14 protein-coding genes are annotated in these 12,218 nt (G+C 66.5%); 5 read left to right on the plus strand and 9 right to left on the minus strand.

Annotation, left to right across the window (positions count from 1 at the left end; genetic code table 11):
- The first annotated feature begins 23 nt into the window (after positions 1–23).
- Positions 24–341 carry a DMT family transporter gene (locus tag ACPEE1_RS03645; RefSeq protein ID WP_027010449.1) on the plus strand — a complete coding sequence of 106 codons (318 nt, stop codon included), beginning with the start codon at positions 24–26 and terminating at the stop codon, positions 339–341.
- A 73-nt stretch (positions 342–414) separates the two neighbouring features.
- Positions 415–1,545 (plus strand): 3-deoxy-7-phosphoheptulonate synthase, encoded by a 1,131-nt coding sequence (locus ACPEE1_RS03650; protein ID WP_116926258.1) that lies wholly within the window; start codon positions 415–417, stop codon positions 1,543–1,545.
- An 18-nt stretch (positions 1,546–1,563) separates the two neighbouring features.
- On the opposite strand, the gene ACPEE1_RS03655 is transcribed toward ACPEE1_RS03650, so the two are convergent.
- A complete protein-coding gene (locus ACPEE1_RS03655) occupies positions 1,564–1,896 on the minus strand; it encodes a YnfA family protein (protein ID WP_116926259.1) in 333 nt (110 codons plus the stop codon).
- A complete protein-coding gene (locus ACPEE1_RS03660) occupies positions 1,896–2,294 on the minus strand; it encodes a hypothetical protein (protein ID WP_116926260.1) in 399 nt (132 codons plus the stop codon). The genes ACPEE1_RS03655 and ACPEE1_RS03660 overlap by 1 nt, the downstream gene beginning before the upstream one ends.
- 143 nt (positions 2,295–2,437) lie before the next feature.
- On the opposite strand from ACPEE1_RS03660, the gene ACPEE1_RS03665 reads away from it, so the two are divergent.
- The 3 genes from ACPEE1_RS03665 to ACPEE1_RS03675 all read left to right on the plus strand — a co-directional run bounded on the left by ACPEE1_RS03665 (position 2,438) and on the right by ACPEE1_RS03675 (position 4,819).
- Positions 2,438–3,220: an IclR family transcriptional regulator gene (locus tag ACPEE1_RS03665; protein ID WP_116926261.1), complete on the plus strand. Its 783-nt coding sequence runs from the start codon at positions 2,438–2,440 to the stop codon at positions 3,218–3,220.
- Positions 3,221–3,303: 83 nt separating this feature from the next.
- Positions 3,304–4,419, plus strand: a complete 1,116-nt coding sequence (locus ACPEE1_RS03670; protein WP_182343806.1) for a CaiB/BaiF CoA transferase family protein — start codon at positions 3,304–3,306, stop codon at positions 4,417–4,419.
- Between the two features lie 67 nt (positions 4,420–4,486).
- The gene (locus ACPEE1_RS03675; protein WP_116926263.1) at positions 4,487–4,819 is read left to right on the plus strand and encodes a hypothetical protein; all 333 of its coding nucleotides are present in this window, start codon (positions 4,487–4,489) and stop codon (positions 4,817–4,819) included.
- A gap of 10 nt (positions 4,820–4,829) precedes the next feature.
- On the opposite strand, the gene ACPEE1_RS03680 is transcribed toward ACPEE1_RS03675, so the two are convergent.
- The 7 genes from ACPEE1_RS03680 to ACPEE1_RS03710 all read right to left on the minus strand — a co-directional run bounded on the left by ACPEE1_RS03680 (position 4,830) and on the right by ACPEE1_RS03710 (position 12,056).
- A complete protein-coding gene (locus ACPEE1_RS03680; RefSeq protein WP_116926264.1) occupies positions 4,830–5,627 on the minus strand; it encodes an enoyl-CoA hydratase/isomerase family protein in 798 nt (265 codons plus the stop codon).
- Positions 5,624–6,427: an SDR family oxidoreductase gene (locus ACPEE1_RS03685; protein WP_423935225.1), complete on the minus strand. Its 804-nt coding sequence runs from the start codon at positions 6,425–6,427 to the stop codon at positions 5,624–5,626. Before ACPEE1_RS03685 ends, ACPEE1_RS03680 begins: the two co-directional genes overlap by 4 nt.
- Complete coding sequence (locus ACPEE1_RS03690; RefSeq protein ID WP_423935227.1) at positions 6,424–8,154, minus strand: long-chain-fatty-acid--CoA ligase; 1,731 nt, start codon at positions 8,152–8,154, stop codon at positions 6,424–6,426. Before ACPEE1_RS03690 ends, ACPEE1_RS03685 begins: the two co-directional genes overlap by 4 nt.
- 12 nt (positions 8,155–8,166) lie before the next feature.
- Positions 8,167–9,153: a Bug family tripartite tricarboxylate transporter substrate binding protein gene (locus ACPEE1_RS03695; RefSeq protein WP_423935229.1), complete on the minus strand. Its 987-nt coding sequence runs from the start codon at positions 9,151–9,153 to the stop codon at positions 8,167–8,169.
- A gap of 74 nt (positions 9,154–9,227) precedes the next feature.
- Positions 9,228–10,004, minus strand: a complete 777-nt coding sequence (locus ACPEE1_RS03700; protein WP_423935231.1) for a crotonase/enoyl-CoA hydratase family protein — start codon at positions 10,002–10,004, stop codon at positions 9,228–9,230.
- Between the two features lie 41 nt (positions 10,005–10,045).
- Positions 10,046–10,813, minus strand: coding sequence for an SDR family NAD(P)-dependent oxidoreductase (locus ACPEE1_RS03705; protein WP_423935233.1), 768 nt, complete (start codon positions 10,811–10,813; stop codon positions 10,046–10,048).
- Positions 10,814–10,874: 61 nt separating this feature from the next.
- Entirely contained in the window at positions 10,875–12,056 is a 1,182-nt protein-coding gene (locus tag ACPEE1_RS03710; RefSeq protein ID WP_423935235.1) for a thiolase family protein, read from the minus strand.
- Between the last annotated feature and the right edge of the window lie 162 nt (positions 12,057–12,218).

Below are 12,218 nucleotides of genomic sequence, written 5' to 3' on the forward strand. Positions count from 1 at the left end.
TCCCTTTGTTCAAGGAGTTCGATATGGCCTGGGTGTATTTGCTGGTTGCCGGTGTGCTGGAAGTGGTGTGGGCGTTCACGATGAAGCAGTCCCATGGTTTCACCAATATCAAATACAGCGCGATCACGCTGGTAGCAATGATTGCCAGCTTTGGTCTGCTGTCGGTCGCGATGCGCAGCCTGCCGCTGGGCACGGCCTATACGATCTGGACGGGCATTGGTGCCGTAGGTGCCTTTATCGTGGGCATCACCGTGCTGGGCGAGGCGCTGACACCGATGCGCGTCGTGGCGGCCTTGCTGATTGTCAGCGGTTTGGTACTGATGAAGCTGTCCTCTTCCTAATGGCCTGCGGGTGGCTGCAGCGGGGATGCCTTAGGCCCGTGAACGTGTTTGCAGGCCCTGCGACAATAGCGGGATGACCGATTCCTCTACCGCTGCAGGCACCGTGCCTCGCAAGTCCCCGTCCCGGCTTTCCACGGTTGACAAGACCCGCATCGATGACACCCGCATCAAGGTGGTGCGGCCGCTGATCACGCCCGCCTTGCTCGAGGAGTGGCTGCCGATCACCGACGAGGCCTACCAGCTGGTGGAATCGAGCCGCGCGGCCATCTCCAAGATCCTGCACGGGCAGGACGACCGCCTGGTCGTCGTGGTGGGCCCTTGCTCCATCCACGACCATGACCTGGCAATGGACTATGCCCGCCAGCTCAAGGTGCAGGCCGAGGCTTTGAAGGATGACCTGCTGGTGGTGATGCGCGTGTACTTCGAGAAGCCGCGCACGACGGTGGGCTGGAAGGGCTATATCAACGACCCGCACCTCGATGGCAGCTTTGCCGTCAACGAGGGGCTGGAGCTGGCGCGCCGCCTGCTGCTCGATATTCTGGCGCTGGGCCTGCCAGCCGGCACCGAGTTTTTGGACCTGCTCTCGCCGCAGTTCATCAGCGACCTGGTCAGCTGGGGCGCCATTGGCGCGCGCACCACCGAAAGCCAGAGCCACCGCCAGCTGGCCAGCGGCCTGTCCTGCCCGGTGGGCTTCAAGAACGGCACCGATGGCGGCGTCAAGGTGGCGAGCGACGCGATTTTGGCGGCGCAGTCCGAGCATGCCTTCATGGGCATGACCAAGATGGGTCAGAGCGCCATCTTCGAGACCCGGGGCAACCAGGACTGCCACATCATCCTGCGCGGCGGCAAGCAGCCCAACTACAGCGCGGCCGATGTGCAGGCCGCCTGCGAGGTGCTGGCCAAGGGTGGCCTGCGCGAGCAGGTGATGATCGACCTGTCGCATGCCAACAGCAGCAAGCAGCACCGCCGCCAGATCGAGGTGGCCGCCGATGTGGCCCAGCAGGTGGCAGGGGGCGACCGCCGCATCACCGGCGTGATGATCGAGAGCCATATCCACGAAGGCCGGCAGGACATCGTAGAAGGCCAGCCGCTCGCCTATGGTGTCTCGCTCACCGATGCCTGCATCAGCATGGAGCAGACCGTGCCGGTGCTGGCCCAGCTGGCGCAAGCGGTGCAGGCGCGCCGCGCTGCCAACCAAGGCTAAAACCAGGCAGGCGCAGGTTTAACGCTGCGCCGCGCCCAGCATGATCACACCCATGCCGGCCAGGCACAGCAGCACGCCGGCGATATCCCAGCTGCTGGGGCGGATGCCATCGACCAGCCACAGCCAGGCAATTGCCGTCGTCACATAGACCCCGCCATACGCGGCATAGACCCGGCCCGATGCGGTCGGGTGCAGGCTCAGCAGCCAGACAAAGGCCAGCAGCGCCAGCGCCGCGGGCAGCAGCACCCAGACCGGCGCCTTGTCCTTGAGCCAGAGATAGGGCAGGTAGCAGCCCACGATCTCGGCAATTGCCGTCAGCACAAACAAGGCGGTGGTGGTCAGCAGGGACATCAAGGGGCTTTCTCAAACAGAGGCAGGCGGGCGGCCAGTTCAGGGTCGTGCTGCGCCAGTTGCTGCAGCTGGGCAAAGGCCGGCGCTGCAGCGGGCACGATGGTGTTGCCGCAGACCTGGGTATAGCCATCCAAAAACGAGGCGGCCAGCTCGGCGCTGTGCAGCCAGATGTCGGCGCAGGCCAGAAGCGCTGCGCATGCAGCCTCGCTGCGCCCCAGCTGGGCGATGGCCCAGAGCGCGGCCTGGCTTTCGACCTCGTCCAGATCGGCATGGTCTTGCACCAGCAGGTCCAGCGCCCGCTGCTGCTCTGCGGCAGACAGCTGCTGCCCGGCCAGCAGGCGGCCAATTTCGGCAATGGCGGGCACGCGTGAGGGCATGCCGTATTGGTTCAGGCTCATCGGTGGGAGTGTTGCAGATAACCGCCACGTAGGCGGCTGGGGGCAGCAAGCGAGCATGCAAGCTGCCCATAGCCGATCATTCCCGATTAGAATTTCATAAATTGAGACATTAGTCTCGTAATAAGTAACTTATATACTGAAATATGAATTCTGAAGCGGATGGAAAACTGGTCAGCGCCTTGGTGCGCGGCGTCAGTATTTTGCAGTGCTTTAACAACAAGCAGCAAGAACTCAGTGGCAAAGAGCTGATGGACCTGACGGGTTTGCCCAAACCGACCTTGTTCCGCCTGACCGAGACCCTGTGCGAGCTGGGCCTGCTGCGCTATTCGGAGCGCCTGTCCAAATACGTGCTGGGCATAGGAGTGCTGAACCTGGCCTCGCCGCTGCTATCGCGCATGACGGTACGCCAGTTTGCCCGCCCGCAGATGCAGGAGCTGGCCAACTACATGGGCGGCCAGATCCAGCTGGCCGTCGGTGAGGGCCGGCGCCTGGTGCTGGCCGAGCTGGCCAATGGCATGGACAACAAGGTCTTCACGCCCGAGATCGGCGTGGCCGTCTCCTTGGTGCGCACAGCGACGGGCCGCGCCTACCTGCTGGGCCAGAGCGAAGCCGAGCGCCAGGCCTATCTGGACGAATTGGATGGCCGCGCGCCCGAGCGTGCTGCGCTGCTGCGCGAGCGCCTGGACGATGCGCGCCAGGACCTGGCCCTTCACGGCTTTTGCCGCAGCCATGGCGATCTGCACCGCGAGATTCTGTCGATCGCCGTGCCGCTGTCGCAGCCCATCGATGGCGAGCGCTGGGTGTTTGGCGCCTCGGTCCCCACCTACAACCCCAAGAGCCGCGAGCTGGAGACCGACATCGGCCCGCGCCTGGTGACCCTGGTGCGCTCGCTCGAAGGGCTGATTGGTACTTCCAGCCTATCCTGACCTAACCCGGCGGGGCCTGCCCGGCCAGATCTACCTGGCCGGACCTGAAGGCGCAACGCAAACAACAACCACAGGAGACAAGCATGAAAGTATTGGACGGCATCAAGGTGCTGGAGATTGGTGGCCTGGGACCGGGCCCGTTTTGCGCGATGCACCTGGCCGACCTGGGCGCCGATGTGATCTCCATCGTGCGCGAGGAAAAGGGCGCAGCGCCGACGGGCAACCTGCTCAACCGGGGCAAGCGCTCGGTGTTTGCCGACCTGAAAAGCCCCGAGGGCAAGGCCCTGGTGCTGGCCCTGGTGCAAGGGGCCGATGTGCTGATCGAAGGCATGCGCCCCGGCGTGATGGAGCGCCTGGGCCTGGGCCCGGCCGAGTGCCATGCCATCAATCCGGCCCTCGTCTATGGCCGCATGACCGGCTGGGGCCAGAGCGGCCCGCTGGCCCCGCGCGCCGGCCATGACAACAATTACGCAGCGGTCTCAGGTGCGCTCTGGGGCTGCAGCCCGGCCGATGCGCGGCCCGTGTCGTCGTTTGCGATGGTGGGCGATATCGGCGGCGGCGCGCTCTACCTGATGACCGGCCTGCTCGCCGGTGTGATCCAGGCGCGCAGCAGCGGCAAGGGCTGCGTGGTGGATGCTGCCATTGTCGATGGCGCCGCCCATATGCTGAACCTGGCGCTCAGCGCCCGCCAGCGCGGCATCGTGGCTGATGTGCGCGGCCAGAGCATCCATGACAGCGCGCCGTTCTACGAGACCTATGTCTGCGCCGATGGCCAGCACATCACCATTGGCAGCATCGAGCCGCAGTTCTATGCGCTGCTGCTGCAGACCTTGGGCCTGGCCGATGACCCAGACTTTGCCGCGCCCCAGTCGCAATGGGACAAGGCGCTGTGGCCGCGCCGCCGTGCGCGCCTGCAGGCGCTGTTCATCACCGAGCCGCGCGCGCACTGGCAGCAGGTGTTCGAGGGCAGCGATGTCTGCTTTGGCGCTGTATTGAGCCCCTTGGAGGCCGCTGGCCACCCGCATATGCAGGCGCGTGGTGTGTACCACGAGCAAGGTGGTGTTTTGCAGGCAGCGCCCGCACCGCGCTTTGACGGCCAGGCCTATGACACCCCCGAGATGTGTGCCGCTGGCGCGCATACCGAGGCCGTGCTGGCGTTGGTGGCTGCAGGCGATGCCAGCGCCGCCTGGCGCCGCTAAGCTTCCCAGGTGCGACAATGCGCTGCCCAGACAAGGTCTGGCTGGGCACCGATGAAGGGACCTGCCGATGGGCATCGTGGTTTTTTACCTGCGCAACAAGGCCGAGGATGCCGAGGGCGTGCCGCCCGACTGGCAGCCGCAGTGCCTGGCCTATAGCGACAAGCAGATGAGCGAGGCGCTGGCGCAATGCCAGCGCCTGCGTGCCGACCCGCGCCATGCGCATGTGGTGATGTCGTCCGAGCTGCGCGACATGGTCGGGCAAATAGGGGTGGCCGCCGTTGAAGACGGCCGCACGCCCGATGGCGAGCACTATGACTGGAGCAAGGCCGGGCGGGCAGGGATGAGCCGCCGCAATGCGATGGAGCCGCCCAAAACGCGCGGCAGCGCCAGCAACGAATAAGCGGGCTTTTTCAGCTTCGCGCAGGCCACTGGAAGGGCGCAGGCTGCTTGTTCAAAAAGGCCTGCACGGCCTCGCGGTGCTGGGCCGTACCCATGGCCAGCGCTTGGGCGTTCGCCTCTTGCTCCAGCAGCGCGGGCAAGTCGTTCGCCGCCATCGCGAGCGAGCGTTTGATCAAGCTCAGCGCCACCGGCGATGCGTCCACAAAGCAGTGCGCAATCGCCTGGGCCCGTGCCTGCAGCTGCCCGGGGGCGACCAGCTCGCTGGCAATGCCCAGCTGCAAGGCCTCTTGCGCCGAGACCTCGCGGCCCGAGAGCATCAGCTCCCGCGCGCGCTGCACGCCCACGACGCGCGGCAAGGTGTAGAAGGCCGCGCAATCGGGCACCACGCCGACGCGGATAAACGACATCGCAAAGCGCGCCCGGTCGGACGCAATGATGAAGTCCGCCGCCAAGGCCAGGCTAAAGCCCGCACCATAGGCGGCGCCGTCCACCGCGGCAATCACCGGTTTGTCCAGCAGCATCAGGTCCTTGAGCCAGTGGTGCAGGCTGGACAGCCGCGCGCGCCAGCCGGCATTGTCCAGGCCAGATGCTGCAATATTGCCCAGGTCACCGCCCGAGCAAAAGTGCTCGCCCACGCCGGTCAGCACCAGCGCGCGCAGGCTGGCATCGGTCTGCACCAGGCGCACCACCTCGGCCATCTCCTCGCGCATCTGCGGGTCAAAGGCGTTGCGCTTGGCCGGGTAGTTGAAGCGCAAGGTGGCCACGCCGTCCTGGCGCTCAAAAATGATGCGTTCGTAGTGGCGGCTCATGCGGCGCTCCGGGGCACGTACGAGGCGCGCATGTCACGCCCGCCACGCAGCGCGGCGCCGCCATCGACCGGGATGATGGCGCCGGTCACATAGCTGGCCAGCGCGGACGACAGGAACAGCGCCATGTGGGCGACGTCATCGGTGCTGCCCATGCGCAGCAGCGGCACCGTGGAGACGGCGCGCTCGAGCGCATCGGCGGTGGGCGCCAGGCGCCGCATGCCCTCGGTATCACCGATGGGGCCGGGCGAGATGCTGTTGACGCGGATGCCGTCCTCGCCCCATTCCAGTGCCAGCACCTTGGTCATCATGTCGATGCCGGCCTTGGCCGCGCAGGCATGCACCTGGTACATCGTCGGGTTCACGCCTTGCGGCGCCGAGATGTTGATGACGCTGGCGCCGGGCTTGCGCAGCATCAGGTAGGCCAGGCGCAGCACATGGAAGCTGCCATTGAGGTCGATGTCGACAACGGTCTTGAAGCCGTTGGGCGACAGGTCCTTGGCCGGCGCAATGAAGTTGCCCGCCGCGCCCGAGACCAGCACATCGATGGGGCCAAAGCGGGCATGGGCCTGTTCCAGCGCGGCCTGCACGGCGGCTGGGTCGCGCACATCGGCGCTCAGGCCCAGGGCCTGGGCGCCCAGCGCCTCCAGCTCGGCGGCGGCCTGGGCCACCTTGTCGGCCGAGCGGCTCATGACCACGACATGCGCGCCCGCGCGGGCGAAGGCCTTGGCAATGCCGAGGTTGATGCCACTGCTGCCGCCTGAGACAAACACATGCTGGTGGCGAAAGGAGAAAGAGCTCATGGGTGTTCCGTATGCAAAGAATGGGAGGGGGCGGCGGCTTGCTGCGCCGCCTCCTGCAGTGCGCGCCACTGGATCTTGCCGGTGGCGGATTTGGGCAGCGCGGCGAGAAAGTCCACCGCGCGCGGCACCTTGTAGGCGGCCATCTGTGCGCGGCTCCAGCCGATGATCTCGTCCGCCGAGGCCTGCGCGCCGGGGCGTAGCACCACCAGGGCCTTGACCGATTCGCCGCGTTTGGCATCGGGCACGGCGATCACGCAGGCTTCGAGCACGGCCGGGTGGCTGTAGAGCATGTTCTCGACCTCGGCGGGCCAGACCTTGTAGCCATTGGCATTGATCATGCGTTTCAAGCGGTCGCGCATGAAGTAATAACCGTCCGCGTCCACCGAGGCCAGGTCGCCAGTGCGAAAGTAGCGCCGGCCATGGCGCTCGAAAAAGGCCTCGCGGTTGGCCTCGTCATTGCGCCAGTAGCCCTGCATCACCTGCGCGCCGCTAGAGACCAGCTCGCCCACTTCGCCAGCGGGCAGCTCTTGCAGGGTCTCGGGGTCAACGACCATCGAATGCACACCCTGGGTGGGCACGCCCAGGCACTGGCGCTTGGTGTGGCCCGGCGGGTTGGCATGCAAGAAAGCGGCGGTCTCGGTCAGGCCATAGCCCTCGCTGTAGTGCAGGCCATAGCGCTCGGCCAGCATCTGCGAGACGGCCTCGGGCATGGCCGCGCCGCCGCCGGCCAGCATGGCCAGGCTCGACAGGTCCAGCCCATGGGCAGCGGCTTGGCTGAACAGGTCGATCACCATGCTGGGCGGCGCGGTCCAGGCGGTGACCTGGTGGCGCTCGATCAACCGGGCAGCCAGCAGCGCATCCCAGCGCGGCATCATCACCACGGTGCCACCCACGGCAATGGGCATGTTCATGCCGTACTGCGTGCCCAGCATGTGGAACATCGGCGCGACCGACAGAAACACCAGGTCGTCATTGAAGCCGCGCCACAGGCGCGAGCCGGTCAGCGACGCCAGCACCGAATGGTGGCTGTGCATGCAGCCCTTGGGGTGGCCGGTGGTGCCCGAGGTATAGGGGATGGTGGCGAGCATGTCCGCCTGCGCCACACGCGGGCCGGGCGCCAGCTGCAGCGCCAGCGCTGCGGCAAAGCCATGGTAGGGGCCGGCAGGCAGCGGCTGGCGCGGCGCTGTCACCACGTCGGGCAGGGCATCAGGTGGCGGCGTGGTGGGCAGCGCGTCGCTGTAAGCGTGGACGATCACCGCATCGAGCAGGCCCTCGTCCACACAGGGCTGGGCGCTGGCCAACAGCTCCTGGGCGACGATGGCCAGGCGCGCGCCGCTGTTGTCGGCGTAGTAGCGCAGCTCGGTGGCGGTGGTCATCGCGCTCACCGGCACCACCACGCCGCCGGCGCGGAAGATGGCATAGCAGGCAACGACGAACTGCGGGCAGTTCTGGCTTTGCAGCAGCACGCGCTGGCCCGGTGCCAGTTGCAGGCGTTGCTGCAAGAACCCGGCCAGCGCCTCCACCTGGCCCAGCAGCTGGGCATAGCTGGTGCTGGCGCCCGCGTAGATGATGGCGGCCTTGTCGGGGTAGCGCTGGGCCGAAGCCGTCAGGTTGTCGTCCAGCGTGATGCGGGGCACGCGCAGATCGCGCGAGACGCCTTTGGGCCAGTAGAACGGCAGCGCAGGGCGTGGGGAAGCGGTGGAGGTGGAGGTGGAGGTGTCAGGCATCTGCCGCTCGCCTCAATCCAGCTGCAGCTGCTGGCTTTGGATCAGCGCGCCCCAGGTCTGCTGGTCATCGGCCACCAGCTTGGCAAAACCGGCTTGCGGCATGCCGCCCGGGCGCCCGCCCAGCTCGCGGTAGCGGCGCATGATGTCGGGGTCATGCAGCACGGCCTGCAGGTTCTCTGCCAGCTTTTTCTGCACCTCGGGCGGGGTCTTGGCGGGCACGAAGAAGCCCATCCAACCGACCTGGTTGAAGTTGCGCATGCCCAGCTCGGTCATCGTCGGCACCTCGGGCAGATCGGGCTCGCGCTGGTCGCCGGTCACAGCCAAGGGGCGCAGCTTGCCGTCCTTGATATGGACCAGGGAGGCGGTCATGTTGTCGAACATGAACTGGGTCTCGCCGGTCACGATCGCCATGGTGCCGGGGGCCGATCCCTTGTAGGGGATATGGACCACATCGGTGCCGGTGCGCTCCTTAAAGAGCTCGCCCATCAGGTGCGTGGTCTGGCCCACACCGGCGGACGAGAACGACAGCTTGCCCGGCTGCGCCTTGGCCGCCGCCACCAGCGCATCCAGGCTCTGGATCGGCGACTTGGCGGGCACGACCAGCACGTTGGCAAACGAGATCATGTCGGTCAGCGGGGCAAAGTCGCCGGGCTTGTAGCTGAGCTTTTTATAGGCCGTGTAGTTGATGGCATTGGAGCCGCTGTTGCCCACCAGCACGGTGTAGCCATCGGGCTGGGCGCGCGCGACCAGGCTGGCGCCCAGGCTGCCCCCGGCGCCCGGCTTGTTGTCGACGATCACCGACTGGCCCAGGCGCTGGCCCAGCTTTTGCGCCAGCAGGCGCGCCGGGATATCGGTCGAGCCGCCTGCGGCGCCGGGCACGATCAAGGTGATGGTGCGTGTGGGCCAGTTGGCCTCGGCATGGGCGCTGAGCGCGCTGGCGAGCAGCGCCAGGGCCGCCAAGGCCCGCAGGGGCTGGCGTGGATGGCTGGTACGTGGCATGGTTTTGTCTCCTGCTGCGCGCTTCTGTGGCGCGTCTAGGGCTGTGCAACTACGAGTTCCGGGCTGGATGGGGTTCAGGCACCTTTCCAGACCGGTGGGCGTTTTTCCGCAAAGGCGGCTGCGCCTTCGCGCGCGTCCTGCGAGCTGAAGACTGGCGCGGTGATGACGGCCTGGCGGTCGAACATCTCCGCCAGCGGCCATTCGCCCGACTGGCTGGCTACCTGCTTGCTCGCGGCGACGGCCAGCGGGCCGTTGGCGGCAATGGTCTGGGCCAGTGCCAGCGCGGCATCGAGTGCGCCGCCGGGCTCGGTCAAACGGTTGACCAGGCCCAGCTGGGCAAAGCGCTCGGCGCCGAACATGTCGCCCGTCAGAATGCACTCCATCGCCACGTGGTAGGGCAGGCGTTTGGGCAGGCGCAGCAGGCCACCGGCCGATGCGGCCAGGCCCCGCTTGACTTCGGGCAGGCCAAATTGGGCGTCGCGCGCGGCAACGATCAGGTCGCAGGCGAGCGCCAGCTCAAAGCCGCCGGCCAGCGCATAGCCTTCCACCGCCGCGATCAGCGGCTTGGCCGGCGGCCGCATCGTCAGCCCGCAAAAGCCGCGCCCCGGCAGGCTGGGGCGCTTGCCCTGCAAAAAGCCCTTGAGGTCCATGCCTGCGCAAAAGCTGCCGCCCGCGCCGGTGATGATGCCGACCCTGAGGTCCGGCTGGCTGTCCAGCGCATCGAGCGCGCTGGCCATCGCCTCGGCCATCTCCAGGGTGGCGGCATTGCGCGCCTGGGGGCGGTTGAGCTGCATGATGAGCACCGGGCCACGGGTTTCGACCAGGAGTTCTGCGGTTTCAGAGCCAGACATGGGGACCTTTCAACAGACTGTTGGGTGCAGGGCAGTGCGCCTCAACGCGGTTGCATGCGGATGGCGCCATCCAGGCGGATGGTTTCGCCGTTCAGCATCGGGTTCTCCAGAATGTGCAGCGCCGTCATCGCGTACTCGGACGGGCGGCCCAGGCGGGCCGGGTTGGGGACCGAGGCGGCCAGCGACTGGCGCACATTCTCGGGCAGCTTGGCGAGGATGGGGGTGTCGAACAGGCCAGGGGCAATGGTGCAGACGCGGATCATCTTGGAGGCCAGGTCGCGGGCGGCAACGATGGTCATGCCGATGACGGCGGCCTTGGACGAGGCATAGGGAATCTGGCCGATCTGGCCTTCGTAGCCCGCAACCGACGCGGTCAGCACGCAGGCGCCGCACTCGCCTTCGACCGGCTCGTTCTGGGCCATCGCCACGGCCGAGAGGCGCAAGGTGTTGAAGGTGCCGATCTGGTTGATGCGGATGATGTTGGTGTACTTTTCCAGCGAGCCGGGGCTGCCGTCTTTTTCAATCAGGCGCACCGGGCCGCCGATGCCGGCGCAATGCACCAGCGCACGGAACTGGCCCCAGGCCTGGGCGGCCGACACCGCCTTTTGCATCTGCTCGGCATCGGCCACATCGGCCTTGATGAATTGGAGCTGGCCGCCGTACTGCTTTTCCATGGCCGCGCCGCGCTCTTCGTTCAGGTCCACCGCCACCACGTTCAGGCCGCGCTCCAAGAGGGCTACGGCACTGGCTTCGCCCAGCCCCGATACGCCGCCGGTCACGAGGGCGGTCATTCCTTTAGTCAATTGCATCTCAACAATCCTTGTCAGTTCAAACGTTCAATCCGATGGAGCCCGGAGGGCTGTGAGGCTTTTAGCGCAGCACCTCAATAATCGTGGCGTTGGCCATGCCTCCGGCCTCGCACATCGACTGCAGGCCATAGCGCTGGCCGCTGTCTTCGAGCGCATGCAGCATCGTGGTCATCAGCCGGATGCCCGATGCGCCCAGCGGGTGGCCCAGCGCAATGGCGCCGCCGCGCGGGTTCAGGCGTTCGCCGTCGGCACCCAGCTCCTTTTGCCAGGCCAGCGGCACCGAGGCAAAGGCTTCGTTGATCTCGTAGTGCGCAATGTCGGCCAGCTGCATGCGCGCCTTGGCCAGCACGCGCTGGGTGGCCGGGATGGGGGCGGTCAGCATGTAGAGCGGGTCGTCGCCCACAACATCAAAGGCCACAAAGCGGGCGCGCGGGCGCAGGCCCAGCTGCAGCGCGCGCTCCTCGCTCATGATCAGCATGGCGCTGGCGCCATCGGTCATCTGCGAGGCATTGCCGGCGGTGGTGCTCCACTGGATCTGCGGGAAACGGGCCGAGAGCTCTTCGTTCTCGAACACGGCCTTGAGGCCGGCGAGCTTCTCGTGCGTGGTGCTGGCGCGGATGGTCTCGTCGGCGCTGACGAGGCCCAGAGGGCTGCGGATGGGCACGATCTCGCGTGCAAACGCGCCGCTGCTTTGGGCGGCATGGGCGCGCTGGTGCGAGCGGGCGGCATAGGCATCCAGGTCGCTGCGCGACAGGCCCCATTTGGCGGCCACCAGATCGGCCGACACGCCCTGGCCCACGAGGCCCGGTGCATAGCGCTCGTCAAAACGCGCGCCGGTGGTGTTCTTGCCCATGCGCGAGCTGCCCATCGGCACCCGGCTCATCGATTCAACACCGCAGGCGATAACAATGTCCTGCGTGCCGGACATGATGGCCTGGGCGGCAAAGTGCACCGCCTGCTGGCTGGAGCCGCACTTGCGGTCGATGGTGGTCGAGGGCACATGGGCGGGCAGGCCGGCTGCCAGCCAGGCCAGGCGCCCGGGCGTGCCGGCCTGCTCGCCGGCCTGGCTGACGCAGCCGCAGATCACGTCATCGACGGTCGCGGGGTCCAACTGGTTGCGCGCCACCAGTTGCTCCAGCACCTGGGAGAGCAGATCAACCGGGTGGAGTTCGGCCAGGGCGCCATCGGGCTTGGCCCGGGCCATGGGGCTGCGGATGGCATCGACTATGACGGGTGTTTTCATCACTTAATGAGACTTGTGGATCATTAAATTAATAATAGGTTTCAAAAAACCGAATACCTACTGGTATTTACCCGCAGTAAATTTCCGAATAAACGCCAGATACTGTCCGTGAAATCTCGAAATTCGAGACGACTGATTCAAAATTAGAGTAAAGATGTAACA

Origin of the sequence: Comamonas sp. 23, assembly GCF_049601575.1 — a bacterium.
GTDB lineage: Bacteria > Pseudomonadota > Gammaproteobacteria > Burkholderiales > Burkholderiaceae_C > Comamonas > Comamonas squillarum.

What these genes read in the sequence shown, in the direction of transcription:
- ACPEE1_RS03650 (WP_116926258.1), top strand. Translation starts at nt 415, where the DNA reads ATGACCGATTCCTCTACCGCTGCAGGCACCGTGCCTCGCAAGTCCCCG.
- ACPEE1_RS03665 (WP_116926261.1), top strand. Translation starts at nt 2,438, where the DNA reads ATGAATTCTGAAGCGGATGGAAAACTGGTCAGCGCCTTGGTGCGCGGC.
- ACPEE1_RS03680 (WP_116926264.1), bottom strand. Translation starts at nt 5,627, where the DNA reads ATGAGCCGCCACTACGAACGCATCATTTTTGAGCGCCAGGACGGCGTG.
- ACPEE1_RS03645 (WP_027010449.1), top strand. Translation starts at nt 24, where the DNA reads ATGGCCTGGGTGTATTTGCTGGTTGCCGGTGTGCTGGAAGTGGTGTGG.
- ACPEE1_RS03660 (WP_116926260.1), bottom strand. Translation starts at nt 2,294, where the DNA reads ATGAGCCTGAACCAATACGGCATGCCCTCACGCGTGCCCGCCATTGCC.
- ACPEE1_RS03695 (WP_423935229.1), bottom strand. Translation starts at nt 9,153, where the DNA reads ATGCCACGTACCAGCCATCCACGCCAGCCCCTGCGGGCCTTGGCGGCC.
- ACPEE1_RS03690 (WP_423935227.1), bottom strand. Translation starts at nt 8,154, where the DNA reads ATGCCTGACACCTCCACCTCCACCTCCACCGCTTCCCCACGCCCTGCG.
- ACPEE1_RS03670 (WP_182343806.1), top strand. Translation starts at nt 3,304, where the DNA reads ATGAAAGTATTGGACGGCATCAAGGTGCTGGAGATTGGTGGCCTGGGA.
- ACPEE1_RS03710 (WP_423935235.1), bottom strand. Translation starts at nt 12,056, where the DNA reads ATGAAAACACCCGTCATAGTCGATGCCATCCGCAGCCCCATGGCCCGG.
- ACPEE1_RS03700 (WP_423935231.1), bottom strand. Translation starts at nt 10,004, where the DNA reads ATGTCTGGCTCTGAAACCGCAGAACTCCTGGTCGAAACCCGTGGCCCG.
- ACPEE1_RS03675 (WP_116926263.1), top strand. Translation starts at nt 4,487, where the DNA reads ATGGGCATCGTGGTTTTTTACCTGCGCAACAAGGCCGAGGATGCCGAG.
- ACPEE1_RS03685 (WP_423935225.1), bottom strand. Translation starts at nt 6,427, where the DNA reads ATGAGCTCTTTCTCCTTTCGCCACCAGCATGTGTTTGTCTCAGGCGGC.
- ACPEE1_RS03705 (WP_423935233.1), bottom strand. Translation starts at nt 10,813, where the DNA reads ATGCAATTGACTAAAGGAATGACCGCCCTCGTGACCGGCGGCGTATCG.
- ACPEE1_RS03655 (WP_116926259.1), bottom strand. Translation starts at nt 1,896, where the DNA reads ATGTCCCTGCTGACCACCACCGCCTTGTTTGTGCTGACGGCAATTGCC.